The 25,514-nt window shown below is 45.8% G+C and carries 28 protein-coding genes and 1 pseudogene; 6 read left to right on the plus strand and 23 right to left on the minus strand.

Annotated features, from left to right (window positions below):
* Positions 1 to 158: 158 nt before the first annotated feature.
* Complete coding sequence (locus MHH91_RS15980) at positions 159 to 1,379, minus strand: NAD(P)/FAD-dependent oxidoreductase (protein WP_013353433.1); 1,221 nt, start codon at positions 1,377 to 1,379, stop codon at positions 159 to 161.
* A 310-nt stretch (positions 1,380 to 1,689) separates the two neighbouring features.
* Between MHH91_RS15980 and yumC the strand changes: the two genes are divergently transcribed.
* Positions 1,690 to 2,685: a ferredoxin--NADP reductase 2 gene (yumC, locus tag MHH91_RS15985; RefSeq protein ID WP_013353434.1), complete on the plus strand. Its 996-nt coding sequence runs from the start codon at positions 1,690 to 1,692 to the stop codon at positions 2,683 to 2,685.
* Positions 2,686 to 2,725: 40 nt separating this feature from the next.
* Here the strand turns inward: yumC and MHH91_RS15990 are convergent, their stop codons facing one another.
* The gene (locus MHH91_RS15990) at positions 2,726 to 2,869 is read right to left on the minus strand and encodes a hypothetical protein (protein WP_013353435.1); all 144 of its coding nucleotides are present in this window, start codon (positions 2,867 to 2,869) and stop codon (positions 2,726 to 2,728) included.
* A 218-nt stretch (positions 2,870 to 3,087) separates the two neighbouring features.
* Between MHH91_RS15990 and guaC the strand changes: the two genes are divergently transcribed.
* Entirely contained in the window at positions 3,088 to 4,068 is a 981-nt protein-coding gene (gene guaC, locus MHH91_RS15995; protein WP_013353436.1) for a GMP reductase, read from the plus strand.
* A gap of 59 nt (positions 4,069 to 4,127) precedes the next feature.
* Here the strand turns inward: guaC and MHH91_RS16000 are convergent, their stop codons facing one another.
* The 7 genes and pseudogenes from MHH91_RS16000 to MHH91_RS16030 form a co-directional block, all read right to left on the minus strand.
* Positions 4,128 to 4,349: a DUF5970 family protein gene (locus tag MHH91_RS16000; protein ID WP_013353437.1), complete on the minus strand. Its 222-nt coding sequence runs from the start codon at positions 4,347 to 4,349 to the stop codon at positions 4,128 to 4,130.
* A 16-nt stretch (positions 4,350 to 4,365) separates the two neighbouring features.
* Entirely contained in the window at positions 4,366 to 4,893 is a 528-nt protein-coding gene (locus MHH91_RS16005) for a stage II sporulation protein M (RefSeq protein WP_014472206.1), read from the minus strand.
* On the minus strand, positions 4,890 to 5,594 hold the full coding sequence (locus MHH91_RS16010; protein WP_013353439.1) for an ABC transporter ATP-binding protein: 705 nt from the start codon (positions 5,592 to 5,594) through the stop codon (positions 4,890 to 4,892). The genes MHH91_RS16005 and MHH91_RS16010 overlap by 4 nt, the downstream gene beginning before the upstream one ends.
* The gene (locus MHH91_RS16015; RefSeq protein WP_013353440.1) at positions 5,587 to 7,242 is read right to left on the minus strand and encodes a hypothetical protein; all 1,656 of its coding nucleotides are present in this window, start codon (positions 7,240 to 7,242) and stop codon (positions 5,587 to 5,589) included. Before MHH91_RS16015 ends, MHH91_RS16010 begins: the two co-directional genes overlap by 8 nt.
* 82 nt (positions 7,243 to 7,324) lie before the next feature.
* Positions 7,325 to 7,660 carry an uberolysin/carnocyclin family circular bacteriocin gene (locus MHH91_RS16020; RefSeq protein WP_041915581.1) on the minus strand — a complete coding sequence of 112 codons (336 nt, stop codon included), beginning with the start codon at positions 7,658 to 7,660 and terminating at the stop codon, positions 7,325 to 7,327.
* Between the two features lie 66 nt (positions 7,661 to 7,726).
* Positions 7,727 to 8,299, minus strand: a complete 573-nt coding sequence (locus MHH91_RS16025) for a hypothetical protein (RefSeq protein WP_013353442.1) — start codon at positions 8,297 to 8,299, stop codon at positions 7,727 to 7,729.
* A gap of 257 nt (positions 8,300 to 8,556) precedes the next feature.
* Positions 8,557 to 9,095, minus strand: a pseudogene (locus MHH91_RS16030) (GNAT family N-acetyltransferase).
* A gap of 376 nt (positions 9,096 to 9,471) precedes the next feature.
* On the opposite strand from MHH91_RS16030, the gene MHH91_RS16035 reads away from it, so the two are divergent.
* A complete protein-coding gene (locus MHH91_RS16035) occupies positions 9,472 to 10,233 on the plus strand; it encodes an SDR family oxidoreductase (RefSeq protein WP_013353443.1) in 762 nt (253 codons plus the stop codon).
* 175 nt (positions 10,234 to 10,408) lie between these two features.
* On the opposite strand, the gene MHH91_RS16040 is transcribed toward MHH91_RS16035, so the two are convergent.
* From MHH91_RS16040 to MHH91_RS16055, 4 genes are all read right to left on the minus strand, one after another.
* Positions 10,409 to 10,771 carry a HesB/IscA family protein gene (locus MHH91_RS16040; RefSeq protein WP_013353444.1) on the minus strand — a complete coding sequence of 121 codons (363 nt, stop codon included), beginning with the start codon at positions 10,769 to 10,771 and terminating at the stop codon, positions 10,409 to 10,411.
* Between the two features lie 74 nt (positions 10,772 to 10,845).
* Positions 10,846 to 11,700: a diaminopimelate epimerase gene (gene dapF, locus MHH91_RS16045; protein ID WP_013353445.1), complete on the minus strand. Its 855-nt coding sequence runs from the start codon at positions 11,698 to 11,700 to the stop codon at positions 10,846 to 10,848.
* Positions 11,701 to 11,820: 120 nt separating this feature from the next.
* Complete coding sequence (locus MHH91_RS16050) at positions 11,821 to 13,041, minus strand: NupC/NupG family nucleoside CNT transporter (RefSeq protein ID WP_013353446.1); 1,221 nt, start codon at positions 13,039 to 13,041, stop codon at positions 11,821 to 11,823.
* Between the two features lie 134 nt (positions 13,042 to 13,175).
* Positions 13,176 to 13,412 carry a YuzB family protein gene (locus MHH91_RS16055; protein ID WP_014470978.1) on the minus strand — a complete coding sequence of 79 codons (237 nt, stop codon included), beginning with the start codon at positions 13,410 to 13,412 and terminating at the stop codon, positions 13,176 to 13,178.
* A 266-nt stretch (positions 13,413 to 13,678) separates the two neighbouring features.
* On the opposite strand from MHH91_RS16055, the gene MHH91_RS16060 reads away from it, so the two are divergent.
* Positions 13,679 to 14,746, plus strand: coding sequence for an NAD(P)/FAD-dependent oxidoreductase (locus MHH91_RS16060; protein WP_013353448.1), 1,068 nt, complete (start codon positions 13,679 to 13,681; stop codon positions 14,744 to 14,746).
* 36 nt (positions 14,747 to 14,782) lie between these two features.
* Here the strand turns inward: MHH91_RS16060 and MHH91_RS16065 are convergent, their stop codons facing one another.
* Complete coding sequence (locus tag MHH91_RS16065) at positions 14,783 to 15,109, minus strand: YuzD family protein (RefSeq protein WP_013353449.1); 327 nt, start codon at positions 15,107 to 15,109, stop codon at positions 14,783 to 14,785.
* 79 nt (positions 15,110 to 15,188) lie between these two features.
* Here MHH91_RS16065 and MHH91_RS16070 point away from each other — a divergent pair, with 79 nt between their 5' ends.
* The gene (locus tag MHH91_RS16070; RefSeq protein ID WP_171866182.1) at positions 15,189 to 15,524 is read left to right on the plus strand and encodes a NifU family protein; all 336 of its coding nucleotides are present in this window, start codon (positions 15,189 to 15,191) and stop codon (positions 15,522 to 15,524) included.
* 32 nt (positions 15,525 to 15,556) lie between these two features.
* Here MHH91_RS16070 and MHH91_RS16075 read toward each other — a convergent pair whose 3' ends face one another.
* The 5 genes from MHH91_RS16075 to yutH all read right to left on the minus strand — a co-directional run bounded on the left by MHH91_RS16075 (position 15,557) and on the right by yutH (position 22,142).
* On the minus strand, positions 15,557 to 17,539 hold the full coding sequence (locus MHH91_RS16075) for a S9 family peptidase (RefSeq protein WP_041915624.1): 1,983 nt from the start codon (positions 17,537 to 17,539) through the stop codon (positions 15,557 to 15,559).
* Positions 17,540 to 17,640: 101 nt separating this feature from the next.
* On the minus strand, positions 17,641 to 18,570 hold the full coding sequence (thrB, locus tag MHH91_RS16080; RefSeq protein WP_013353450.1) for a homoserine kinase: 930 nt from the start codon (positions 18,568 to 18,570) through the stop codon (positions 17,641 to 17,643).
* Positions 18,567 to 19,625 (minus strand): threonine synthase, encoded by a 1,059-nt coding sequence (gene thrC / locus MHH91_RS16085; RefSeq protein WP_014470982.1) that lies wholly within the window; start codon positions 19,623 to 19,625, stop codon positions 18,567 to 18,569. Before thrC ends, thrB begins: the two co-directional genes overlap by 4 nt.
* Positions 19,625 to 20,926 (minus strand): homoserine dehydrogenase, encoded by a 1,302-nt coding sequence (locus tag MHH91_RS16090; RefSeq protein ID WP_013353452.1) that lies wholly within the window; start codon positions 20,924 to 20,926, stop codon positions 19,625 to 19,627. The genes thrC and MHH91_RS16090 overlap by 1 nt, the downstream gene beginning before the upstream one ends.
* 199 nt (positions 20,927 to 21,125) lie before the next feature.
* Positions 21,126 to 22,142 (minus strand): spore coat putative kinase YutH, encoded by a 1,017-nt coding sequence (gene yutH / locus MHH91_RS16095; protein ID WP_014472214.1) that lies wholly within the window; start codon positions 22,140 to 22,142, stop codon positions 21,126 to 21,128.
* Between the two features lie 153 nt (positions 22,143 to 22,295).
* Between yutH and MHH91_RS16100 the strand changes: the two genes are divergently transcribed.
* Positions 22,296 to 22,796 (plus strand): phosphatidylglycerophosphatase A family protein, encoded by a 501-nt coding sequence (locus MHH91_RS16100; RefSeq protein WP_013353454.1) that lies wholly within the window; start codon positions 22,296 to 22,298, stop codon positions 22,794 to 22,796.
* A 26-nt stretch (positions 22,797 to 22,822) separates the two neighbouring features.
* Here MHH91_RS16100 and MHH91_RS16105 read toward each other — a convergent pair whose 3' ends face one another.
* The 4 genes from MHH91_RS16105 to lipA all read right to left on the minus strand — a co-directional run bounded on the left by MHH91_RS16105 (position 22,823) and on the right by lipA (position 25,477).
* Positions 22,823 to 23,593: a TIGR01457 family HAD-type hydrolase gene (locus tag MHH91_RS16105; RefSeq protein ID WP_013353455.1), complete on the minus strand. Its 771-nt coding sequence runs from the start codon at positions 23,591 to 23,593 to the stop codon at positions 22,823 to 22,825.
* Between the two features lie 33 nt (positions 23,594 to 23,626).
* Positions 23,627 to 24,061 carry a DUF86 domain-containing protein gene (locus tag MHH91_RS16110; RefSeq protein ID WP_013353456.1) on the minus strand — a complete coding sequence of 145 codons (435 nt, stop codon included), beginning with the start codon at positions 24,059 to 24,061 and terminating at the stop codon, positions 23,627 to 23,629.
* Between the two features lie 25 nt (positions 24,062 to 24,086).
* Positions 24,087 to 24,362 (minus strand): YutD family protein, encoded by a 276-nt coding sequence (locus MHH91_RS16115; protein WP_003151928.1) that lies wholly within the window; start codon positions 24,360 to 24,362, stop codon positions 24,087 to 24,089.
* 218 nt (positions 24,363 to 24,580) lie between these two features.
* Entirely contained in the window at positions 24,581 to 25,477 is an 897-nt protein-coding gene (lipA, locus tag MHH91_RS16120; RefSeq protein ID WP_003151923.1) for a lipoyl synthase, read from the minus strand.
* Between the last annotated feature and the right edge of the window lie 37 nt (positions 25,478 to 25,514).

Consider the following 25,514-nt stretch of genomic DNA (forward strand, 5'->3'; position numbering starts at 1 on the left):
TCTTAATTTTCTGATAATATACCATATTTACTTGTCAAGCACCAAGTCAGAATATGTAACAAATCAACTCATGTAAGCGGAAACATTCGTTTTTTTCTCTTACATGCTTTTCGCAGCGCTCTTTTTTGAGAGAAGAAAAAACCCGCGGCCGCGGGTTTTCAGAAGAATTTAAACTTCCCTTTTTTCAATGTCAGACCGAGTCCGCCAATCATAAATAACGAGCGGTTGTCAATTACCTTTTTCATAAAGGACGCCGGCGTGCCTTTGAGCTTCCTGCCGTATACGACACCGACCGCGTTATGTTCACCAAGAGAGGCGACGGTCCCTTTAATGTCGGGCTTGAACTCTTCAAGCTGGCCTCCTTTAATCAAACGGCCCAGGTTTTTGGCGACTGTTTCTCCTTGCTGCATCGCGATCTGAGCAGTCGGCGGGTACGGCCGTTCCGTCTCTTCATTAATAAAGAGCGAGCTGTCGCCGAGAATAAAAACGTTATCGTGGCCGGGCGCCCGAAGATCAGGATTGACCTTAACACGGCCGCGCATATTTTCAAAACCCGCTTCCTCCACGATCGGATGTCCGCGCACGCCTGCGGCCCAGACTACGGTCTGCGATTTGATTTCCTCTGGCTCTTCATCTTTCTTGCCGACTGTGACACCGTCAGCGCGGCATTCTTGAACCGCGGTGCCGATTTTAAACTCAACGCCCTTGCTCTCAAGGTATTGAACGGCATAATCGACAAGCTCCGGATCAAATCCCGGCAAAACCGTCGGTGCGGCCTCGACGCAGACGATCCGGACGAGACTTTCATCTATATCATAATTTCTGCATAACTCCGGCTTGCGGTTCGCGAGTTCTCCGAGAAATTCAATTCCCGTAAATCCCGCTCCGCCGACGACGATGGTTAAACGGTCAGGGCGTTTTTCGGCCTCCGTATTGTATGTCGCAAATTGGAGCTCAATGTGGTCTTTCAGCTGGCGCGACGTATTAATATTTGCGATCGGAAAGGCGAATTCTTTTAAACCTTTAATCCCGAATGTTTCAGGGACTGCGCCAAGCCCGATGACGAGATAATCATAAGGGATGTCCCCTTGTGAAAGCGTCACCTTTTTATTTTGAACATCTATCGCTTTTACGGTATCCTGCACAAATTTGACACGTGATTCATTGATTACATCTTTTATTTGATATCTGCAGCGGTCATGGTGCAGCGTTCCTGCGCTCGCTTCATGCATCCATGTCGTTTCATAATGATAATTGTGTTTATTGACCAAAGTAATGTCGGCGTCATTTGTCCCGATATGTTTCGGAAGCCTTGTTACTGTCATTAATCCACCATAACCTGCACCTAAAACCACGATTTTGGGTTTATTCAATGCCATCACATCCACCTTCTTTTTTTTGCTGTTAGACGCATAATCAAATCAACATTTGTATTAGCTTCAGCTTATTGGCGGGATTTTATGAAATGAATTATAAATTTTTTAGAAAACCGCACATGTCTGCATATCACCATACTATCCGGAAGAGTCGGAAAACATTCAGGAAAAAACAGAATGGAATTTGTCCCCATCTTAGCGGCGGCCGCGATTTTTTTCAAGAATGAAGCGGCCTGGCGGTTTTCGGCACTCGTCATTCTTTCAATTTGTATGTTATAATTAATAACAATTTTCAATTAGGAGGCAATTTGGTATGCAAGAGGATTCAAAGGTTTATGATATTACGGTCATCGGCGGCGGCCCGGTCGGCCTGTTTACCGCTTTTTACGGGGGAATGAGACAGGCAAGCGTTAAAATCATCGAGAGCCTGCCTCAGCTTGGCGGCCAGCTCAGCGCGCTGTACCCTGAAAAATATATTTATGATGTAGCCGGATTCCCGAAAATCCGCGCCCAAGAACTTGTGGACAACTTAAAAGAGCAAATGGCAAAGTTCGAGCAGACCATCTGCTTAGAGCAGGCCGTCGAATCTGTTGAAAAACAGGCGGACGGTGTGTTTAAGCTTGTCACAAATTCAGAAACGCACTATTCAAAAACGGTTATTATCACCGCAGGAAACGGTGCGTTTAAGCCGAGAAAGCTTGAGCTTGAATCAGCGGAGCAATATGAAGGCAAAAACCTTCACTACTTCATTGACGACCTCAATCAATTCGCAGGCAGACGCGTTGCCGTTTTGGGCGGCGGCGATTCCGCGGTTGACTGGGCGCTCATGCTTGAGCCGATCGCGAAAGAAGTCAGCATCATCCACCGCCGCGATAAATTCCGCGCGCATGAACACAGTGTAGAAAACCTGCACAATTCTAAAGTCAACGTGCTGACACCGTTTGTTCCGACTGAACTTGTCGGTGAAGACCGGATCGAACAGATCGTTCTTGAAGAAGTGAAAGGCGACCGCAAAGAAATCATTGAAATTGATGACCTGATCGTAAACTACGGCTTTGTTTCTTCTCTCGGCCCGATTAAAAACTGGGGCCTTGAAATCGAGAAAAACTCCATCGTCGTCAAAAGCACGATGGAAACGAATATTGAAGGCTTCTTTGCCGCCGGAGATATCTGCACATATGAAGGCAAAGTCAAGCTGATTGCCAGCGGTTTCGGCGAAGCTCCGACAGCCGTGAACAACGCGAAGGCTTACATGGACCCGAAAGCGCGCGTCCAGCCTCTGCATTCTACAAGCATGTTTGAAAAATAATATAAAAAAGAGTCTGTGTCATATCGGCACAGACTCTTTTTTATTTAAACATCCAAATATAATTCATGACAGTTCCGACAACAAGCGCAATGACAAGCGCTGAGACGACCCAAATCGTGCCTAAAATAATCCGGTCCTGAATTTTCTGGGCTTTCGGACTGTGCCCGGGCTGTTTTTCTTCCACACCGGCCCCTCCCTTCCTCTGCAAAACTATCTATCGTGACAAGTGTTTTACAACAATCAATACTACTATGATAACCAAACTGCAATTGGATGACAAGCTGACCGCATATAAGGCAGCATGAAATCATTTGACATTCCTGACAAAACAAAGTACATTATAAAAAGACGAACGTTTTATTTTTGATATAATTTTATTATTCGCTTTTAGGGGTGTTATGTATGGAAAATGTATTCGATTACGAAGATATTCAGCTGATTCCCGCAAAATGCATTGTGAACAGCCGTTCAGAATGTGATACATCAGTTACGTTGGGCGGACACACATTTAAACTTCCGGTCGTGCCAGCCAACATGCAGACGGTTATAGATGAAAACATCGCTGCCTGGCTCGCGGAAAACGGGTATTTTTATATCATGCACCGCTTCGAGCCGGAAAAACGCCTGGCTTTTGTTCAGGATATGAAAGCGCGCGGACTGATTTCTTCCATCAGTGTCGGCGTGAAGGAAAATGATTATGAATTCATTCGGGAGCTGAAAGCACAGCAGCTTGTGCCGGATTATATCACCATCGATATCGCGCACGGTCATTCCAATGCCGTGATCAGCATGATCCAATTTATTAAAGAACATGTTCCGGAAAGCTTTGTCATTGCAGGGAACGTCGGGACGCCTGAAGCCGTAAGGGAGCTGGAACGCGCCGGCGCTGACGCGACAAAGGTGGGAATCGGCCCCGGTAAAGTCTGCATCACAAAGATTAAAACAGGCTTCGGAACAGGCGGATGGCAATTAGCCGCGCTTCGCTGGTGCGCAAAAGCGGCAAGCAAACCGATCATTGCCGACGGCGGCATCCGCACGCACGGGGATATTGCGAAGTCCATCCGTTTCGGCGCGTCTATGGTCATGATCGGATCATTATTCGCCGGTCACGAGGAATCACCGGGACAAACGGTCGAAATCGACGGAAAGCTTTATAAAGAATATTTCGGCTCCGCTTCCGAATTTCAAAAAGGCGAAAAGAAAAATGTAGAGGGCAAAAAAATGCATGTCGAGCATAAAGGGTCTCTGCAGGACACGCTGATTGAAATGGAGCAGGATCTGCAATCTTCCATCTCCTACGCCGGCGGCAATAAACTCGAAGCCATCCGCAATGTCGACTACGTGATCGTGAAAAACTCTATTTTCAACGGCGACAGATTTTAACACGCAGCAAAGCCGCTCAAAGATAAAAAAATGACATTCAATAAGAATGTCATTTTTTATTAAATGCGGAAATAAAGAGCCGCGCTGGCTAACAGATTAATCACAAAAATAAACAGAAATATGTAACGAATGAATTTATTTTGCACCGGGGCAAATATAAAGAGATACAGCCCTGCCGCCCCAAAAGTAAGGACAGGGAACAGCCACTCAAAAGATAAAGAAATGAAATAACCGATAATCATAACAATCGGCACACCGATTAATGATAATTTGCTTCTCATATGATTTCTGCCCCTTTTACTTAAAAATTGGTGTGATATAAGCTTCAATAATAGCAGCGGCGATCAGCAGACAAATAATAAGCATCACCAATATTCCGATATGCCTGAACATTGATCTCAATATCTTTTTTTCCTTAGAAAAACACAGTCTGATGATCAATTCAACGCCTTTAAAACCAATGGCGCCACTTAATAATAACGCAGGAACTTCAAATATACCATGAGGAATTAGCAGTAAAATAATCTGATATAAAGGCATCCCGCTGTGCAGATTTTCTATAATAGAGCCGCTTAAAATAAAACCGTTGGTGAATAAATAAAAGATGGAGGTTAACCCGAAAGTAAAAAAACCTGCCGCTAAAAACAGACAAGCGATGGCATTATTTTTTAACAGTTCAACCGCGCCTGACGAGCCATTATAAGACGCTGATGAAACAAAGTGATCAATAAAAACCGCAGCGATTACACCGCCTGAAAAAAACAGCAATGACGCGGTTAACGGAATGGCGGACGTCCTGATTGCCGGCAAAATGCGATTCATCATGTATAGATACGCTCAGCCATTTCTTCAATCTCTTCTAATGAATGCTCGGCTGACTGATACTCCGCCGCAAAAACGCCCTCGTGTATAATGCCGATCGTATCGCACAGCGAATGCGCCAGCTCCAGCAGGTGAGTCGATAAAAGAACCGTATTCCCCTGTTTGACGTACTCTTTTAACAACGTCCGTATCGTTTTGCCGCTGATTAAATCAATGCCCGTCAGCGGCTCGTCAAGAATTAAAATCTTCGGCTGATGAATGAGCGCGGCCGCGATTGATAATTTCTGTTTCATTCCGTGCGAATAGGTTTTAATCAACTGATTACCGTCCTGAGAAAGCTTCAGCATCTCCAGCATTTTCTTTATATAATCATTTGTCCGCTGGGACGGCACTTGAAACATCTCAGCTGTAAAACGCAAGTATTCGACTCCCGTTAAATAATCATACAAAAAGGTATGATCGGGCACAAAACCGATGTCAGCCGATATTTGCCCCCCCTCTTCTGAATCCATTTCTTTGCCGTCAATCACAACGCGGCCTGAAGTCGGTTTAAGCAGGCCCGAGATAATTTTTAAAGTCGTTGTTTTCCCTACCCCATTGGTCCCCAGCAAAGCGTAAATTGAGCCTTTCTTCACTTCAAAAGAAATATCTTTTAACACCTGTTTTTCACTATAGTTTTTTTGTATATTTACTAATTTAATCATTGTTCGCAAACCTTTCCGCCATATTGATTCTGCGAAGAAACAGAAACATGACTCCATAGTTTAATAGTGTGAACAGGACAAATATACCTGATGCAGAATGAATAAGCATCGTTTCAATTTCCGGCTTTTTATAGATAAAATACGACGTGATCGCAGCGATTTGAAGCGACACAATGAAAATCAAAGAACCGTATAAGTTGTTGTACGTCTTTGCTTTTCCCGCTTCTCCAATTTCGTACAGGTGCTCCCAGTTTTTCTTTGGATACAGAGCGGTGCTTGAAATCTGAACAAGACTGTATAAAAAACCAGAACATAAAAATACAATAAACAAGTAGATTGTCAGTGCAGCGGGAGACGGAAAAAACACCGTAATCAAAATGGTGATGATGATCGAATAGATAAGAGCCGCAAGGTTATAAATACATACTTTCGGAAACACAAGCTGCCACGCATGTTTAATATTCCGGTGAAACAGATGCTGATTTTTGATTTCTCCGTCAACTGATAATACTGTTTTGAGCGCATCCCCGACGAGCTGATACGAAAAGTTCGCAATGATAACCGCCGCGGATACGATGGCCGCTGCCGAATACCCGGTGAAATGATGGGAGAGCAGCGGAACACAAAAACCTAAAAACAGCATGAACAAATAAAGCATACTGCCGAAATTTCTGATGAAAAACCCGTCAATTCTCGATAAGAACAGCAGATCCTTTTGAAAAACGGCATGAAATATTTTGTTATTCCTATATAATTTCAGTTTTGGCGCAAAATCAGCGTTTGTCAAAAACATATAAGGGATAAGGTCCATTTTCTTCAATGTGGCCGACCACAGCTTAAACAGCCCCGCCGTTAAAAGGACGGCTGCCGCAAATACCGCGGCGAAGACGAGCACGGAATGGGAGCGGAATGCTAACAATACATACGGCGTATTCATGAGGATGTTCCGGAAAGCCGGTGACTCCGTAAATCCAGAGATTTCCTTTACCGTGTACTCCCCAAATACGAGCAGATAAACAGCATACCCGACTGCCAGCGGAACCAGCAGACTGACGCTGAATAATATGCCCTTCAAGATTTTCAGGTAAAATAGTTTGCTCCACATATTCGTAAGAAGATAAACAACGTAAGAAAACAGCATAGATAAAAATAGATTGAGAAGAAAATAAACGAAGCCCAGGAAAAATACGATGACCGCTGCAGACCCAGTCATGCCTGCGCTTGATAAAAACAAAAAGACCGGAAAAACAAAAAGATACCATACGAAAATGGTTTTTTTGATCGCCTGGCCGGTAAAAACAGAAAACAGCTGTAAAAAACGAACCTTTTTTAATTGATGAATGACCTTGCGCGTATCCAGCAGAAAGGCATTTTGATGTTCTTTAAAGAAGCCGGCAGCCCAAAAAAGCTGCTCCAGTGAAACGGCGATTAAAACAAATTGTCCCCATGCGCTGAGAGGGAGCTGAATCAGTTTTGTCCCGAATACGACACCGCATCCCAGTAAAATGAGATAAACACATAACAGAGAAATAATAATGGCAGACAGCAGTTTGCTGCTGAGTTGAGGAATTCCCCAATCTTCCTTTCTTTTGCGAAACGATGACAGGGTATTATATTTGATAAGAGCCGCAATTTGTTTGACTATCATACTTTCAATCCTTACATATGTATTTGGGAGAGAGGCTCTTTTTGCAGCTTGTACAAAAAGAGCAATTATTTATTGATCGATTTTACCAAGCAGCTGCGTATTTTTTGCCGTATTTTTTAATCATTGTTTTTGCTGTGGCAACGATTGCATAAGAAATAGCACCAGCGCCTGTAACGATACCGATGAGAGAAATGATAGAAGCAATTGTAGATGCCGCATCAATAATGTCAATTGCTTTTTTAGCTGCTGCTGCAGAGATGCCAAGAGTCGAAGCTAATTCAGCATTGGCTGAGAATGCATGAGCCGCCGCCACATTTAATTCAGTTCCCGTTAATAAAAGTGCATAAACAAAAGTTGCTGCAGCTAGTGCCGCGCCAAACAAAATGAAAGATTTTTTATTAGATTTTACTAAGTTCATCATAACATCTCCCTACTATGCTTTTTAATATATAATAAAATTCAGCTTCATTGACTCTCTCCCGAGCTAAATTTTATCCGCCATAAAATAATTAAAGAAAATAGTGAAGAGTTTTAATAAAACAAAACATCCAGTCAAAATGATTCTTTTTTTCTGGCTGAGATCGGTAAGTTTTCCTGCGGCAGTATATAAAGCCGCGATTGATAGAAGCAGAAACGGGTCCAGCAGCTGTAAACTCAATTTGGAGCCGCCGGCAGAATATATAAGTGAGGAATCAGCCGTTACATAGTTAACAACTGATAGAATTAACATTTTAAATGCCGAGATTAAAGAAGTCAGTGTATATAGAAGCAAATATGTTTTTTTCGGTTTCTTTGAACCAAGAATAAAAGCGGCAACAAATAACAGAAATCCGCCTATCAGAATTTCTACAAAAGTCGTGAAGATCATAAACCCTTGCAGGAACATGACAATAGTACGAACACTTTTCTCCCCGATATCGTAGGTACTTTCACCGACAGAAGAGTAATATGCCTGCAGCACTTTATCTGAAATACTAAATTGGAAGAGTAATGAACAGATCAAAATGATGAAAAAAGAACTTAAAAATATTTTTTTATTGCTCAATTGACCTATCATATTATCATCCTTTTCTTACAAAATAAAATAACTATTCTATACTTTTACAATTTAGTTTATTTCTATGAAAAAATCAACATACTTTCACGAAAATATGACTTTGGAACGGTTGTCAAAGAGGATATTATTCAGAAATTTTAGTCCTATATACCCTTTATTTTTATCCGAGTTTACAAACAGTATATTCGGACAATTGATTTAAGGATATTGGAAGAATACCTGGGGAATGAGACGCCGGATAAAAAAGGAGGATATCGTTATTTATCCTCCGGATGAATGATCGCCAGCACCTGATGATCCTCCCATTTCCCTTTTATTTTTACATTTTTTCTCGCAATACCTTCTTTATGAAAGCCCGCTTTTTCGAGCACTCGGATTGACGCCTTATTGTGCGGCATGACACCGGCTTCTATCCGATGCAGTTTCAGCTCATTGAATGCATAATCAACAATCAGCTTGACAGCTTTCGTCGCATAGCCTTTTCCATTATGTTTTCCATCTAAAAGTAACCGATAAAAGCGCTTTGGAGGGAGCCTCGAACAACCTGAAAAAGACTGATCGTGCCAATCAGGGTCTGATCCTGAAGAAAGATGCCGAAGCTGTATTCTGTATCATTTTCCGCATCTTTCAGTGATTGTTCAATTCGTTTTTTCCGGCCTTCCAGCGTATAAAAGTCCTCTTGTCTCGACATGGCAAACTGTTCAAAAAACATGCGGTTTTCCGTCTGCAGAACCAGTTCCCGCTCTGCATCATTCAGGCTGAGCGGTCTGATAACAATGGCGTTTTCTTCCTGCATAAGTCTCCCATCCTTTTACATGGCTTATAATAATCAGCACTACCTCTTATCCAATGTTATATGGTAATCAAGAAAAATCCCAGACTTTATCCTTTTTAATCGGAACGGCAACACAAGTTTTTTTGTTGACTTAAACCATACTTAAAGTCGTATCATTATCCTGTGACAAGGAAAGAATAATTTTGGCGGTTTTCCGATGATGCACAAAATTCAATTTTACAGAATCACTGCTGCTGTTGATTGTGCGTGATGATTCAATCCTTGAAACGGTTATTTTAGCAATATATTGATTGGATAGTAGTTAATTGAACTTCGACTTAAAAAGCGGTGAATGTTTGTCAAAGAAATGAAAAACAATTGGAAAAGAGGCGTTAAAATGAAACTAACAGGAAATACAATACTGATTACAGGCGGAAATGCCGGGATAGGATTGGCTTTCGCAGCACGCTTTGTCAAAGCGGGAAATAAAGTCATCATTACCGGACGTCGTGAACATGCTCTTCAAAAAGCAAAAGAAAAATGTCCGGAACTTATTACCTATGTCAGTGATTTGAGCATTCCATCTGAACGTGTATCATTGTTTGATTGGGTGACAGAGAACCATCCGGAAGTGAATGTGCTAGTGAACAACGCGGGGATTCAGCAGCGGTTTCATGTATTAAAAGCAGATGCGAAGGACAATTGGGATTATTTTAATAAAGAAATCACCACGAACATTGAAGCTCCCTTCCATCTGTCTATGCTGTTCGCCCCGGTTTTTGCCGGAAAAGAAAATGCGGCTGTCATTAACGTCACATCCGGATTAGCTTTTACACCGCTTGCCATTGCTCCGATCTATTCAGCAACGAAAGCGGCACTTCATTCATTTACGATGAGTCTGAGACATCAGCTTTCTGATTCATCTGTAGAAGTTATTGAAGTTGCGCCTCCGGCAGTGAATACGGATTTAGGAGGAGCAGGACTGCATACTCAAGGAGAACCGCTAGATGAATTCGCTGATGGGATTTTTAAAGGACTTAAAGAGGGCAAACAAGAAATCGGTTATGGTTCTTCAGTGGAACGGCTGCGCATGTCACGGGATCAAGCTGATGAGCACGTGGAAAATATGTACAATGCAATGAAACATACAATTGAATAACATCTTTGAAAAAAGTGAAACCCGCTCAACAGAAGCGGGTTTTTTTATTAAACAGAATGGACTGCCCCGCAACTATCCGCCATATTTGATTTTCCGCTATAATAAAAACGCCTTCCTTAACGACGGTGTAAGTTCCATCGAAAAGAAAGACGTCATCACTAATCCTATGAATCCCTTAGCACTCTTCCGGCGTACCGGCATTTTTGGCCGTGCGGAAAGAAGAACCGCAGCCGCAGGAAGCGATTGCATTCGGATTGTCAATGGTGAAACCGCCGCCCATCATGGACTGCTTGAAGTCAATGATGGTGCCGTTCATAATATCAAGGCTTTCGCTGTCGACCAGAACGTTGATGCCGTGCTGCTCGAACAAGCTGTCTTTTTCGCCTTTTTCATGCTCAAAACCCATTCCGTAAGACAGGCCGCTGCAGCCGCCGCCTTTTACGCCTACACGGAGAAACGCGTTTTCTTCTTCGTGCTCTTTCATCATATCTTTTATGTGCAAAGCCGCTGCTTCAGTAATTGTTACGGGAACACTCATGGTATGGCCTCCTTTTTAAAACGAATGCTGTTATCTATTATAAACATGAAAGACCCAATTCTCAAACGAGCTGTTTACAAATAATAGACGCCGCTGCATACGGTTTCGGCGGGGCCTGTCATCAGCACATGCCCGTTGTCCTGCCAATTAATCACAAGGTCGCCGCCGGCTAAATGAACGGTGATATCCCGGTTTCGTTCGGAAACACCGTTCAATACGGATGCGACAGCCGCCGCACAGGCGCCTGTTCCGCAAGCCTGTGTAATGCCGGAGCCGCGTTCCCATACGCGGAAATGCAGTTCATCGGCGCTGACGGTTTCCACAAACTCGACATTGATGCCTTCCGGGAATCTCGGGTCTTTTTCAATGACGGGGCCGAGCGTTGTAAGAGGCGCTTGGCTGATATCGGCAACCGGAAAGACAATATGGGGATTTCCCATTGATACGGCTGTTCCTGAAAGCTCCGTCTCTCCAAAAACAAAGGTTTCATTGATCGTCCGTTCATCTTCATTGCCGAGCATCGGCAGCTCCTTTTTGGTCAGGCGCGGTTCACCCATATCGACGGCAACTTCACTCACAATTCCGTTGTCTACAGTAATGTCTGCTTTTACAAGGCCTGAGAGCGTTTCAATGAAAAAGGACGTTTCTTCTGTCAGCTTATGTTCGTATGCGTACTTTGCCACACAGCGAAGGCCGTTGCCGCAATTTTTTCCTTCTGAGCCGTCATTATTAAAAATCCGCATTTTGACAGGCGCTTTTTCTGACGGACAGATGAGGATCATTCCGTCAGAGCCGATACCCGTATAAACGCTGGACACTTTAACGGCAATCTCAGCCAGCCGTTCTTCCGGCAGCTGTTCTTCAAATTGGTTTACATATATATAACTGTTTCCAAGACCGTGCATCTTGGTAAAACGGAATGAATTCATATCGGCCTCCAACTTTTTTTCTTTTACTTAGTATAAAAGCTCTTCCCCTCGGACACAATACAAATATCCCCCGTTTTTCATACATAAAAGCTCCCTGCATATGCAGGGAGCTTTTATCGTTTACGAAATAAACATGCCGGCAATCGCCGCGCTGAGAAGGTTTGCGAGTGTTCCCGCAATAACCGCCCGTAACCCGAGACGCGCGATGTCCGAACGGCGGCTTGGGGCCAAACCGCCCAGTGTGCCGAGCATAATCGCAATCGAAGAGAAGTTGGCAAATCCGCACAGCGCAAAGCTGATAATCGTAGACGTTTTTTTAGAAAAGTCCGCAATATGAGGACCGAAGTTTGAATAAGCGACAAACTCATTCAGCACAAGCTTTTGTCCGATATAGCTTCCCGCTCCGAGTGCTTCATGCCAAGGAACACCGATAACAAATGCGATCGGTGAAAACACGTAACCGAGAATGGATTCTAATGTAATATGTTTGAAACCGAACCAGCCGCCGATTCCGCCGAGAATTCCGTTCAATACGGCGATGAGAGCGACAAACGCAAGCAGCATGGCGCCGACATTTAAAGCAATCTGAAGGCCTGTGGACGCGCCTTTTGCCGCAGCATCAATCACATTAGCGGCGCCTTCGCCTTCTTCGTCCATATTAAAATCACCTTTTATCGTCTGCGTTTTTTCCGTTTCCGGTATTAATATTTTTCCGAAGACAAGACCGGCGGGAGCCGCCATAAAGCTGGCCGCCAGCAAGTATTCGATCGGAATGCCTAACAGGGCGTAACCGAAAAGCGTCGAACCCGCTACAGCCGAAAGGCCGCTCGTCATAATCGTAAACAGCTCGGAGCGGGTCAATCCCGCAATCAGCGGTTTAATGGCAAGCGGTGATTCAGACTGTCCGACAAAAATATTCGCAGCCGCCGCAAGCGATTCCGTTCTGCTTGTCCCAAGAAGCTTTGAGAGTCCGCCGCCGATGACGCGAAAAATAAGCTGCATAATTTTCAGGTGATACAAAACGGCAATCAGCGCTGAGAAAAAGATAATGACCGGCAGAACGCTCAGCGCAAAAGCCGGGCTGCTGCCCACTTTTAACAGCGGTCCAAAAATAAAGCTGATGCCTTCGTTCGCATAATCAATGAGAAGCTGCACACGGCTTGAGAACCATAAAAATACGGCCCGGCCGGCATCCCACTTTAATACGATGAATCCGAAGGCCATTTGTAAACATAAACCGACAATAACGGTTCGCAGGTTAATTTTGCTTTTCTTTTCTGACAACAAAAAAGCAATGGCTAATATAGCCGCTGCCCCGAGCAGCCCCCAAACGATATTCAATGAATACACCTCTAAAATTTTATTTAAAAAAAGTCTTTATTAAGATAACAATATTTATTTTTGCTGTCTACAAATTTTTTATTTTGCCGAAACCCGGGGCGCTATAAAAAAGAGACCCCGTTCGGAGCCTCTGATTAAAACATCGGATTTTCTTCTATGAATGTATATATGTTGTCAACCAGTTCAGCAGGCGTGTCTCCCGTGACCACTTCGCCGTTAACCAGGGCGAACAGGGATTCCATGCATTTCCCGCAATAGCTTAAACAGCCGTATTCAAGCACGTCCAGATTCGGGTCCTTCTCCAATATCTCCCGTGCTTGTTGGGAACCGCGCGCTAAATTGCTGACACAGAATTCAATCATCGGATTCATGCGGTTTCACCTCACATATGTACCTTATCCTAACGGAATTTCCTCTATTCGTCAAAGATCAGATTTCACGCTCAATGTTATCGTAACATATTAATTCAGGGTAAAGGTTTTACTATTACGTATTTTCTGGTCAATTTGTAGGTTATTTTAAAACTATTATTGTGGTTTTAGATCAAATTCGATATAATTCTAGATGTTATTTTACATAGTTCGTTATTTTGTAACAACATTGACTACCATATTTTTCGGGCAAAAGGGGAATCATTATGAAAAAATTGGTCTTGATCGGCGGGGGTTACGGGAACATGCGGGTGCTGCACCGTTTATTGCCGAACCAGCTTCCGTCAGATATATCCATCACGCTGATTGACAGAAACCCGTATCACTGCTTAAAAACAGAATATTATGCGCTCGCTGCCGGCACGATTTCTGATCATCATATCAGGGTGTCCTTTCCTGAGCATCCGAGTCTGGATGTTCAATACGGTGAGGTGGCTTCCGTTGACACGAAAAACAAACAAGTTCTGTTTCATGACCGCGAACCGATTTCTTACGATGACGCGGTGATCGGACTGGGCTGCGAGGATAAGTATCATAACGTGCCCGGCGCGCCGGAACATACTTACAGCATTCAGACCATTGATCAGTCACGCGAAGCCTATCAAAAGCTGAACAACCTCGGCGCCAATGCATCTGTCGCTATTGTCGGAGCGGGATTAAGCGGCGTGGAGCTTGCCAGTGAATTAAGAGAAAGCCGTGACGATCTGAAGATTATTTTATTTGACCGGGGCGAGCTGATTTTATCAAGCTTTCCGAAAAGGCTCAGCAAGTACGTTCAGAAGTGGTTTGAAGAACACGGTGTCACCATTATCAATAATGCGAATATTACAAAAGTGGAAGACGGCATCGTTTATAATCATGATGAAGCAATATCGGCCGATGCCGTCGTGTGGACGGCGGGAATTCAGCCGAATAAAGCCGTCAGAGAACTGGACGCTGAGAAAGATCCGCAAGGCCGCATCGTTTTAACACCGTATCATAACCTTCCGGGAGATGAACATGTTTATGTCGTTGGTGACTGCGCAAGCCTTCCGCATGCGCCGAGCGCCCAGCTGGCTGAAGCGCAAGCTGAACAAATTGTGCAGATCCTCCTGAAACGATGGAACAATGAAGAGCTGCCGGAAACAATGCCGCAATTTAAGCTGAAAGGCGTTCTCGGCTCACTCGGAAAAAAAGCGGGATTTGGTCTTGTCAACGACCGTCCGCTGATCGGGCGTGTGCCCCGCCTGTTAAAATCTGGCCTTTTATGGATGTACAAGCATCATAACGGCTGATAAAAGAAAGCCGCTGATTGCGATCAGCGGCCAATTTTATGAGCCCGCAACATAGCCGCGCTTTTCCATTTCTTCATATATATCTTTTAAATGCGGATTCCCTTCCCCTACAATGACATCTTCCACCAGCACAAGCGGATAGAAAAATTCATCGTTTCTGATTCGCTCCGCAAGTTCTTCTGTGTCCTTTTGCCGGGGCGGTGTGTCAATATCAATGTACCGCATGTTAAAAGGCTGCTCCGGATATTTCCGTTTCAGCGCCGCCTCCAGCCATTCAAATGTATCTTTGGCGCTCGGCATATTTACACAGCTTGTACAGAGCGTTTCAGCGCCGTAAACACTGAGTGTAACCGGCTTTGTCATGTTTATCATCCCCTTTACACCAGTATACAAAGGACGGGGCTTCTTTTGTATAAAAAACGGTTTTTATGTTCAAGTTTAAATATGCTATAATGGAGAAAGCAGCTTTGCAAACCAAACATTAGATTTTTACCGTTACTGTGAATATAATGGTTTTATGTATATGAAAGGAGCGAATCTCATGACTGAGGTTGAAATGAAAGAGCAAGTACAGGAAGTATTGGATAAATTACGCCCGTTTCTGCTTCGTGACGGCGGTGACTGTGAGCTTGTTGACATAGACGAAGGCATTGTAAAGCTTCGCCTCCTTGGCGCGTGCGGCAGCTGCCCAAGTTCAACGATTACGCTGAAAGCCGGAATCGAACGCGCCCTTCTTGAAGAAGTGCCGGGTGTCGTTGAAGTAGAACAAGTATTTTAATTATAAAACCAGGCTGAATACAGCCTGGTTTTTTATTTTTGCAAATAGTCATCAAACCATGAACGGATATAACGGATGCGTTTCATCCGCTGTTCCGGATGGCCGCTTCTCGACAGCTCGTGCGTGGCTTTCGGAAACCGGATGAACGCCGTCGTTTTGTTTAGTTTCTTCAATGCGGTAAAGAGCTGCTCGGCCTGCTCTATCGGACAGCGGTCATCGCGTTCACCGTGCAGGATCAGAAGCGGTGTCGAAACGCGGGACGCATATTTGACAGGTGAACGATCCCAAAGCTTATCCGCTTCCTCAAACAGATCATGCCCAAGCTGCCAGTCAGTGAAAAAGAAGCCGATATCACTGACACCGTGGAAACTGAACCAATTAGAGATGGAACGCTGTGTGACGGCTGCTTTAAAACGGCCGGTCTGTCCCACAATCCAATTGGTCATAAACCCTCCGTAGCTTCCGCCCGTCACACCGAGACGGCCGCTGTCAATAAACGGATACGCCTGAATGGCCTCATCCACCGCCTGCATGACATCACGGTAATCTCCGCCCCCGTAATCCCCTCTGACACGATTGACGAAATCCTGCCCATAGCCGTGGCTTCCTCTCGGGTTGACATACACGACGGCATATCCTTGTGCGGCCAGTACTTGGAATTCGTGAAAATACGTATGGCCGTACATCATGTGAGGCCCGCCGTGTATGTATAAAATGAGCGGATATGTTTGATCCTCTTCAAAAGCTGCGGGCTTCAAAAACCAGCCATGCACCGTCAGTCCGTCCTGTGTTTCATATTGCATCTTTTCCGGCACGGATATGATATGTTCCTCCGCAAACCGATCATTGTTGTTTGTCAATTGCTTCTCTTCCCCATCTTCAAGCGAAATGCTGTAAAGCTCAGAAGGCCGTTCGGGTTTGACAATTACGGCGATACAGCTTTTCTGATCCGGATGAAAAGCAAAACCGTTCACGTACTCTTCTTCTAATCGGATCGGATATACGAGGCCGTCAATCGAGATATAATAAATCCCGGTGCTTCCCTGCTCGCTGCCGAGGACGTAAAATCCCTGTCCGTCGTTTGTCCATACCGGCCGGGGCGTCACTCCTCCTATAAGTGAATCCGCAATAAGCGCATCGCTCAAATGAACATCCAGCATGTCGGTCAGACAGGACAGCCGCTCATTTTTCACGTCGTACAGCCACGCTTTTACTAAAGTAGCATTGCGAAATTCATTCTCATGGCCCAGCAACGCGATATAAGAGCCGTCCGGTGAAAACACGCAGGAACCGAAAGAACCGCTGTGCGGCGTAATCTGTTTGAGATCTCCGTCCGCCAGATTCATCAGATAGACATCCCTCGGCTTTCCGGCATCACCCGGCTCGCATAAATTGGCGGTAAACGCAAGCTGCTTTCCGTCCGGTGAAAAGGCTGCGTCAAAATGATCCGCTTCATGATCCGTCAGCTGCTGAATCTCCCCCGTTTCAAGATGAATCAGCACAAGCTGTGTCCAGCTTCCGTTCAGCAGGCCTTTCCCGTCACGTTTATATGTTAATGACTGAATGTTTACCGGCTCATATTCGTCTTGCTTCTTTTTTTCTTTCTCATCGGCGCGCTCCGCTGATGTCAGACTGACGGACACAAGCACGGATCTGCCGTCGGGAGCCCATATCGGATCTGCCACGCCCCAAGGAATATCAGCCGCCCGTTCCGCCTCTCCCCCGGCAGCGTCTATGATGTACAGCTGGGGGACACCATCCTCTCTGTCAGAAACAAAGGCAAGGCGCCGTCCGTCAGGCGACCACCGCGGACTTGAATTTTTATTATCCCCGAATGTCCACGGGTTTGAGGTACCGGATTCTGTGTCATATACCATAATGGCTGATGAATAAGAGTCCCGTTTATCATTGACTTTTGTCCGGACGTACGCGGCCCGTCTGCCGTCAGGGGCATATTGGGGATCCGTCACGGATACGAGAGACGCAATGTCCTCCTCGGTTATGAGTTTTTTCAATTGTTTCTCCTCCTTTTCTCTTTTATTTCGCTTCCCTAAATAAAATTCCTTCTCCAGAAAAAGAAAGCGTCCTTCTCTTATGGGAAGAACGCTTTTTACCATTATACACTTTTGATCTGCTCTAAATGATTCCGTTCAATTATGCTTCCTTCTGACGGGACGGTAAGCGCTGCAATCTCGCAGTGCGGAAAATGTTGAGAAAGGTGTTTTCTCAGCTCTTCTCCCTTTCCTTTTGCAGTCAGGACAAGAATCGTCGGGCCCGCTCCGCTCAGCGCCGTCCCGTAAGCGCCTTTCATTTCGGCCGCATGCTCCACCTTCGAAAGCTCAGGAACAAGCATGGCACGGTACGGCTGATGCAGCATGTCTTTTCTCATCATTTTCCCCGCAAGCGCCCAGTCATTTGACATGATTGCGGCAACAAGGAGGTTGCTGACGGCGCTCGCTTTAACGGCGCGGCGATACGGCAGCTCTTTCGGGAGCACGTCTCTTGCGTCCCTTGTCAGAACTTCGTAAAACGGAATGACTGCAACAACGTCGATATCCGCCTCGGCAACACGCACGATATGTGTTTCATCTTCTTCGTGGAGGCCGATCACAAGCCCTCCTGCGAGGGAAGCAGCGGCATTATCAGGGTGCCCCTCTTCAAGACTGGCTAAGTGCAGCTTGTCGGCTTCTGACAGCTGCAGGCCGCATAATTCATCCGCAAGCTCAATAGCGGCGACGATAGCGGCCGCGCTGCTGCCGAGTCCCCGCGCAAGGGGGATGTCACTCCATACTTTGACATGTACGGGAGGCAGCTCTTTCTGACAGCGGTCAGCCGTCCGTTTGGCGACCTGGTAGATGAGGTTGTCCGTTCCTTGAGGGATGCCCGCGACAGTTTCGGTTTCCGCCGAAAACTTCCATTCATCATGTCGGAAAACCGATAGCTTCAAATATCTGCTGAGCGCCATCCCGACGGAATCAAACCCCGGTCCTAAGTTGGCGGTGCTTCCCGGAACCGTAATGGAAAACAGCATCTCCGCCTCATTCATACACGCGCCGCTCCATTTAAGTATTCCAGAATATTGTCTTCATTCGTCGGCAGCGTGACCGGTTTTAATTCAGATACGTCTACAGCCGTGTTCGGATCTTTCAGGCCGTTGCCGGTCAAGACTGCGACAACCTTGCTTCCTTTTGGAATTTCACCGGATTTGACCTGTTTTAAAACGCCGGCGATGGATGCACAGGAGCCCGGCTCGGCAAATACGCCTTCTTCACGGGCAATCAGCTGATAGGCATGAAGAATTTCTTCATCTGTGACCTCATCAATTTTTCCGGCTGATTCTTTTGCTGCGAGAACGGCTTTGTCCCAGCTGGCCGGGTTTCCGATCCGGATTGCCGTTGCAACGGTTTCAGGATTTTTAATGACCTCGCCGCGGACGATAGCTGCAGAACCTTCCGCCTCAAAGCCGCGCATCTTCGGAAGTCCGGTGCCGTTTTTCTCATGATATTCTTTGAACCCTTTCCAATAGGCCGTGATATTCCCTGCGTTTCCTACCGGGATCGCCAGAATGTCCGGCGCTCCGCCGAGCTGTTCGCATACTTCAAAGGCCGCTGTTTTTTGCCCTTCAATCCGGTAAGGGTTTACTGAATTCACTAATGCAATCGGAGCTTTTTCACAAATCGACCTGACGATGGCCAGCGCGTCGTCAAAGTTTCCGTCAATCGCGATGATTTCCGCTCCGTACATGACGGCCTGCGCAAGCTTTCCGAAGGCGATTTTCCCGTCCGGAATGATGACGATGCATTTCATGCCGGCTCTCGCCGCGTATGCCGCAGCCGCCGCAGAGGTGTTGCCCGTTGAGGCGCACATGATCGTGTCATTGCCTTCTTCTTTCGCTTTGGCGACCGCCATGACCATGCCGCGATCTTTAAAGGAGCCCGTCGGATTAACGCCCTCTGTCTTCACATGCAATTCAACTCCGAGCTTTTCAGAAAGCTTCGGAAGGTGAATGAGCGGCGTGTTGCCTTCATGCAATGTCAGAGCCGGCGTCTGATCCGTTACCGGCAGAAATTCTTTATATTGATGAATGAGTCCTTTCCACATTAGCTCCAACCGTTCCCTTCTACGCGATATGTGCTTTTGACTTCTTGTACGACTTCAAGATCATTTAAGTTTTGCAGAATGTCGCTGAAATCCTCTTCTGACGTGTGATGCGTGACAATCACGATTTCCGCGAGATCGTCATGGCCTTTGATCGGCAGCTGCAGAATTTTTTCAAAGCTTACGCCGCGCTCTGAGAAGGCGGATGTGATTTTTGAAAAGGAGCCGACTTGGTCTTTGACGTGAATCCGTAAAAACTGCTGGGCGTAGATATCTGACGGCTGCTTCAGATTTCTTTCAAACTGCGGCGCGACAAAGCTGTTTCCGTTTACGCCGAGACGCATGTTCTTCATAACCGCGACAAGATCGGAAACGACTGAAGTCGCAGTCGGCATGCTTCCTGCTCCGGGCCCGTAAAACATCGTTTCGCCGACGGCTTCTCCGTACACGTAAACGGCATTGTACTCGTTATGCACCGCAGCGAGCGGATGATGATCCGGAAGCAGTGTCGGCTGAACGCTGACCTCGATTTTATTGTCATCACGCTGGGCGATGCCGATCAGCTTCATTGTGTAGCCGAGCCGTTTGCTGAAACTGATGTCTTCATCCGTAATGCGGGAAATCCCTTTTACTTTGACATCATCCAGATCGACATTCATAGAGAAACCGAGACGGGCTAAAATTGCCATCTTGCGCGCGGCGTCCAGTCCTTCTACATCGGCGGTCGGGTCCGCTTCCGCGAATCCGAGATCCTGCGCTTCCTTCAGCACTTCTTCATACGGGCTTTTTTCTTTAATCATTTTCGTTAAGATGAAGTTCGTCGTTCCGTTGACGATCCCCATCATTTTTGTAATCCGGTCAGAGGAAAGCCCTTCTTCGAGCGTGCGTAAAATTGGGATTCCGCCGGCGACACTCGCTTCATAATACAAGTCACAGCCATTTTCCTTTGCGGCGGCTAAAAGCTCCGAGCCGTACACAGCGATCAGATCTTTATTCGCGGTCACCACATGCTTTTTCGCACTCAAGGCGTCGAGCAGGTATTGCTTCGTCTGTTCGACGCCGCCGATGACCTCAATAATCACATCGACTTCAGGATCATCGATCACATCATAGACTTCTGTCGTCAGCACTTCTTTCGGCAGGTCTGCTTCTCGTTTTTTATCAATATCTTTAACTAGCACTTTTTTTATCGTCACCGGACAGCCGACCTGGTGCATAAGCTTATCCTGATGATCTTGTATAATTTTGACGACACCGCTTCCCACGGTTCCCAGTCCTAACAGTCCAATACGAATCGCTTCCAAAGAAACTCCACCTTTCTCCCTTTTGTCCACTAGAAAAGGACAATTGTTAACCCTTCACAGACATTTAAGTTACAAATATTATATAAGCCTGTTTTTGTTTTGACAAGCGGCTGAATATTGGTTATACGGTCATGAAAACGCTTAACACATTGATATGACAAGATTCTCTATTTTCCAAATATTTTTACGTCATATCTTCTTACGAATTTCTTCCTTTTCCGAGCCAAGCCACAGGCGGGACAAAAATCTGCGCCGATCTGACATTCATCATGTCGTGACAGGTCTGTAAAAACTGTTCATAACGGGTGCAGTCAGCAAGAATGTAGTCAAGCTGCTCTTCGTAAAAGTGCTTTTCAGAATCATGAGAGATATAATAGCTCTCCACCGTCTCGAAAAAATGGAGCGGAAACAGCAGCCGGCTGTAAAACAGGCGTTTTGAAAAGGAGGATAACGGCGTAATTTGCTCATATTCCTGCAAAAACAAAAACCCGTCATTAAGCAAGTCGTCACGGTGATACAAATATGTGCTGCGCATATATTCCGCAATATCACGGGCTGCATGGTCGAATACCCAATCCCCCGGAATGCGGATCAATGATTCAGCAGACCAGGTATCCCGCTCCATCCGCTGATGGCAGATCGTCCCCGAGTCTTCCGCGCCGGGATTGTCATCCAGCTCCGTATCCACTAAATATTGAATGGCGTTTTCCGCTAAGCCTGAATAATAAGGAAATGCTTCGATCATTTTCTTTTCGAACGGTTCAAGCGGAGACATATGAATTTTCTGCATCCAGAATGATTCCAGCTGATCCACCCGTTTCCCCCATAAGTCCTTCCATTGGCCGATCCTGCCCGCTTCTTTCACTTCATACGGAAAGCCCCGCCCTTTTCTGTGGAATTCGGCAAGCTCCCCGCCGACAGAAAACGGCCGGTTTGAGACTGGAATCGGCGCTTTTAAGAGCGCATACGTTTTGCCTTCGTCCTCAAAGGTCAGCTCTCCTTCCTTCGTAAAGATAAACACGGAAACGTATGGGTCACTTTGTTCTTGTAAATACTGACTCATGTAATAAAGCTCGGTCAGCTCCGATTGCGTAAAGCCGGAGACGGGAATAATAAGAAAGAAGGAATTGGGCGTCTGAAAGCATTGGTATTTCTGATAAACGGAAAGCTGTCTGACGTGGATGCCGTATTTTTCTTTAATGATGCTTTTCATCATAATCACCTGCCTGAAAAATTAGAGCTATTCACATCGTAGTCATACGCCGGCGGAATTATGAATACATATTGTATTCCTTTGAACGAAGAGGAGAAATATCGTACACATCGGAAGGGTGCTGTATAAACTAGTAAAAAAGATTGGGTGAAACAAATGTCAGAAAAGGAACAACTGAATCAGGTGGAAGCTGTCGCCAGAGCGCGTTTAAAAGAACGGGGGGTTGAGACGGACGATATTGCCGATCTTGTGTATTTCCTCCAGAAAAAATATCATCCTGATTTGACGATGGAGGAATGCAGGCTCAATGTAGACCGTGTCATCGCAAAACGCGAGGTGCAAAACGCGATTTTAACGGGTATAGAATTAGATGTGCTCGCCGAACAAAAGAAGCTGTCTGAACCGCTTCAGACCATTCTGGCGATTGATGAAAGCCTGTATGGGGTCGACGAGGTGCTCGCCTTCTCTATCGTGAACATATACGGCTCGATCGGCTTTACGAATTACGGTTACATTGATAAAGAAAAACCCGGCATTCTCGGGCGTTTAAATGATAAATCAACGGGCGAATGCCATACATTTCTCGATGATATCGTCGGCGCAATCGCAGCAGCGGCTTCAAGCCGGCTTGCTCACAGCGCCAGAAATACAGAATAAGGACGGCCGTAATGGCCGTCCTTTTTTTATAGATGTTCAATCCATTCGGTTAAGGAATCAATCGCATATGTCGGCTTCTGGTCATAACCGGCCATATGTTCACGCTTTGTCACACCCGTGTGAACCAGCAGCGTGTCCATCCCCGCGTTGATGCCGGCCATAATATCCGTTGCATAGTTATCGCCGACCATGAGTGTTTCGGAAATATCCGTTCCGAGCACACGCATCGCCTGTTCCATAATAATGGATTCAGGCTTGCCGATAAAGACAGGCTCAACGCCCGTTGACACCGTCAAAACGGACGTCAGTGAACCGTTCCCCGGCAACAGCCCTCTTTCGGTCGGAATGGCGACGTCGCCGTTTGTTGAAATAAACCGGGCGCCGTTTCTGATCGCAAGGCATCCCGTTGCCAATTTTTCATATGTAATGCCGCGGTCGATTCCCACAACGACAAAGTCCGCGTTTTCTTCTCCGAAGCTCAGCCCGTTTTCTTCAATGGCCTGGCGGATGCCTTCTTCGCCGATTACATATACCGATGCATCTTTTTTCTGCTGGGCGATATGCTGCGCAGTCGCCATGCTCGTCGTGAAGACCTGTTCTTCAGATGCCGGAATGTCAAAGCTCATCAGCTTGTCCGCCACCTGCTTCGGCGTCCGGGAAGAATTGTTCGTCACAAATAAATACGGAATGCCGCGCGCTTTAAGCGTTCTCACGAATTCACACGCTTCTTCGATTTTTTCCGTCCCGTTGTACATTGTGCCGTCCAAATCAATCAAATATCCTTTATAATCCTTCATACTCAACACTCCTGTGGATTTTCTCACTTGTTGTTATTTAAATGCGGAAACAGGACCTAATTCTGTTTCAAGGTAGGTTCTTACTCGGACCGGAAAGGCTTTCAGCACGTCCTTGTTTGACGTGATCAACGCAAACAGTTCCTGATGATCGGCGTGCTGATATTCCTGGACAAGCTGCTTTCTGGAAGAAATCAATTGCTTCAGCTTATTTCCTTCTTCTTCAGCTACCACCTTTTCATCCGTCAGAATATCCATGATGTCATCATAGCTGCCCGGATCGCGCATGATAAAGCCGTCAATCATATCATTTCCGACATCGAGAATGCATTCGATCATAAGATGGCTGATCCGCTCAAGCGCCCGTTTTTCGATCTCGCTCTGCCATGCCGGCGTGCTATCAAACAGCGCCAGCTGGTTCTCAAAAAAACGGAGTGTTTGTTCGATTTTATTTCTGTCAACAAAATACACGTGACAGCATCCCCTTCTGCATCAATTATTTTCTGATTCGTTTTAAAACAAAATACGCGCAGCCGAAATTGCAGTATTCATAAATATATTCGTCCAATGTGCTGATTTTCGTTTCAAAGGTTGCTTTTTGATTCTGGTCATCAAAGAAGCCTTTGAGCCGCAGCTGACTGTATCCCCAGTCTCCCACAATGTAATCATATTTATTTAATATGTCTGAATAGCGGGCTTTGAACGCTTCTTCATTAAAGCCGTTTTTAAAATCATGTACGAGTTCAAACTCGGCATTTTGAATAAGAATCATGTCTTCACCTCTTTTATCACTCTTTACTATCATAATTCATTGACTTCTGTCCATCAATTGCAAAATGAGACGCTTTGGATTGCCCGGAGAATTTTCCCCTTTTATATCCAGTGTAGCGGTTCAGACGATCCTTATTCAAGAATGACTTTTCCCCAGAAAAAACGGCTCCATCACAAAAAACCCAAAACCTGCGGCGGTTTGGGTTTTTTCGGCTTTTATTATGCTTGGGCCTGGCGTTTTTTAGACGCTTCGTTTACCTGTTCATCCGCATGGTAGGAAGAACGGACAAGCGGGCCTGCTTCACAGTGGCTGAAGCCTTTTTGCATCGCGATTTCTTTCAGTTCGGCAAATTCGTCCGGATGATAATATTTTTGGACTTTTAAATGTTTTTTCGACGGCTGCAGGTATTGGCCGATCGCCATGATGTCGACATTGTTCGCAAGCAGGTCGTCCATGACTTCAATAATTTCTTCCTTCGTTTCGCCGAGGCCGATCATAATGCTTGATTTGGTCGGGATGTCCGGCTGCATTTCTTTTGCACGGCGCAAAAATTCCAAAGAACGGTCATATGTTGCGCGGGCGCGGACTCTCGGTGTCAGGCGGCGCACGGTTTCAATATTGTGGTTCAGAATATCAGGGCGGGTATCCATTAATGTTTTCAGGTTGTCGTAATTTCCGCCCATGTCGGATGGCAGCACTTCAATCGTCGTGAACGGGCTTTTTCTGCGGATCGCCCGGACCGTTTCCGCAAAGACGCCTGCTCCGCCGTCTTTCTGGTCATCGCGCGCCACGGCCGTAATGACGGCGTGTTTTAAATTCATCAGCGCGACGGAATCAGCTACGCGTTCCGGCTCCTGCAGATCCAGCTCAGTCGGCAGACCCGTTTTTACAGCGCAGAATCGGCATGCTCTCGTACAGACAGAACCTAGAATCATGAATGTCGCCGTACGTCTTACAGCCCAGCATTCATGGATGTTCGGGCATTTTGCTTCTTCACATACGGTATGCAGATTATTTTCACGCATTAATTTTTTCAGGCCCGTATAGTTTTCATTCGTGTTCAGCTTTATTTTGAGCCATTCCGGCTTTCTCAGATGCTCGTCTTTCTTTGCCATTTCCCCATCATCTCCATTATCCCTGTATTCATGTTCG

The organism is Bacillus sp. FSL K6-2819, from assembly GCF_038008305.1.
GTDB lineage: Bacteria > Bacillota > Bacilli > Bacillales > Bacillaceae > Bacillus > Bacillus amyloliquefaciens.

Bases quoted from the DNA above. Each gene is read 5' to 3' on its own strand.
- MHH91_RS16005 (WP_014472206.1), bottom strand. From the start codon at position 4,893: ATGATGAATCGCATTTTGCCGGCAATCAGGACGTCCGCCATTCCGTTA.
- dapF (WP_013353445.1), bottom strand. From the start codon at position 11,700: ATGAATTCATTCCGTTTTACCAAGATGCACGGTCTTGGAAACAGTTAT.
- MHH91_RS15980 (WP_013353433.1), bottom strand. From the start codon at position 1,379: ATGGCATTGAATAAACCCAAAATCGTGGTTTTAGGTGCAGGTTATGGT.
- thrB (WP_013353450.1), bottom strand. From the start codon at position 18,570: ATGAATGAGGCGGAGATGCTGTTTTCCATTACGGTTCCGGGAAGCACC.
- MHH91_RS16115 (WP_003151928.1), bottom strand. From the start codon at position 24,362: ATGATTCTTATTCAAAATGCCGAGTTTGAACTCGTACATGATTTTAAA.
- MHH91_RS16100 (WP_013353454.1), top strand. From the start codon at position 22,296: ATGTCAGAAAAGGAACAACTGAATCAGGTGGAAGCTGTCGCCAGAGCG.
- MHH91_RS16000 (WP_013353437.1), bottom strand. From the start codon at position 4,349: ATGAGAAGCAAATTATCATTAATCGGTGTGCCGATTGTTATGATTATC.
- yumC (WP_013353434.1), top strand. From the start codon at position 1,690: ATGCAAGAGGATTCAAAGGTTTATGATATTACGGTCATCGGCGGCGGC.
- MHH91_RS16025 (WP_013353442.1), bottom strand. From the start codon at position 8,299: ATGATAGGTCAATTGAGCAATAAAAAAATATTTTTAAGTTCTTTTTTC.
- MHH91_RS16010 (WP_013353439.1), bottom strand. From the start codon at position 5,594: ATGATTAAATTAGTAAATATACAAAAAAACTATAGTGAAAAACAGGTG.
- MHH91_RS16020 (WP_041915581.1), bottom strand. From the start codon at position 7,660: ATGAACTTAGTAAAATCTAATAAAAAATCTTTCATTTTGTTTGGCGCG.
- MHH91_RS16060 (WP_013353448.1), top strand. From the start codon at position 13,679: ATGAAAAAATTGGTCTTGATCGGCGGGGGTTACGGGAACATGCGGGTG.
- guaC (WP_013353436.1), top strand. From the start codon at position 3,088: ATGGAAAATGTATTCGATTACGAAGATATTCAGCTGATTCCCGCAAAA.
- MHH91_RS16015 (WP_013353440.1), bottom strand. From the start codon at position 7,242: ATGATAGTCAAACAAATTGCGGCTCTTATCAAATATAATACCCTGTCA.
- lipA (WP_003151923.1), bottom strand. From the start codon at position 25,477: ATGGCAAAGAAAGACGAGCATCTGAGAAAGCCGGAATGGCTCAAAATA.
- MHH91_RS16055 (WP_014470978.1), bottom strand. From the start codon at position 13,412: ATGAATCCGATGATTGAATTCTGTGTCAGCAATTTAGCGCGCGGTTCC.
- MHH91_RS16065 (WP_013353449.1), bottom strand. From the start codon at position 15,109: ATGACAAAGCCGGTTACACTCAGTGTTTACGGCGCTGAAACGCTCTGT.
- thrC (WP_014470982.1), bottom strand. From the start codon at position 19,625: ATGTGGAAAGGACTCATTCATCAATATAAAGAATTTCTGCCGGTAACG.
- MHH91_RS16105 (WP_013353455.1), bottom strand. From the start codon at position 23,593: ATGAAGGATTATAAAGGATATTTGATTGATTTGGACGGCACAATGTAC.
- MHH91_RS16040 (WP_013353444.1), bottom strand. From the start codon at position 10,771: ATGAGTGTTCCCGTAACAATTACTGAAGCAGCGGCTTTGCACATAAAA.
- MHH91_RS16035 (WP_013353443.1), top strand. From the start codon at position 9,472: ATGAAACTAACAGGAAATACAATACTGATTACAGGCGGAAATGCCGGG.
- yutH (WP_014472214.1), bottom strand. From the start codon at position 22,142: ATGATGAAAAGCATCATTAAAGAAAAATACGGCATCCACGTCAGACAG.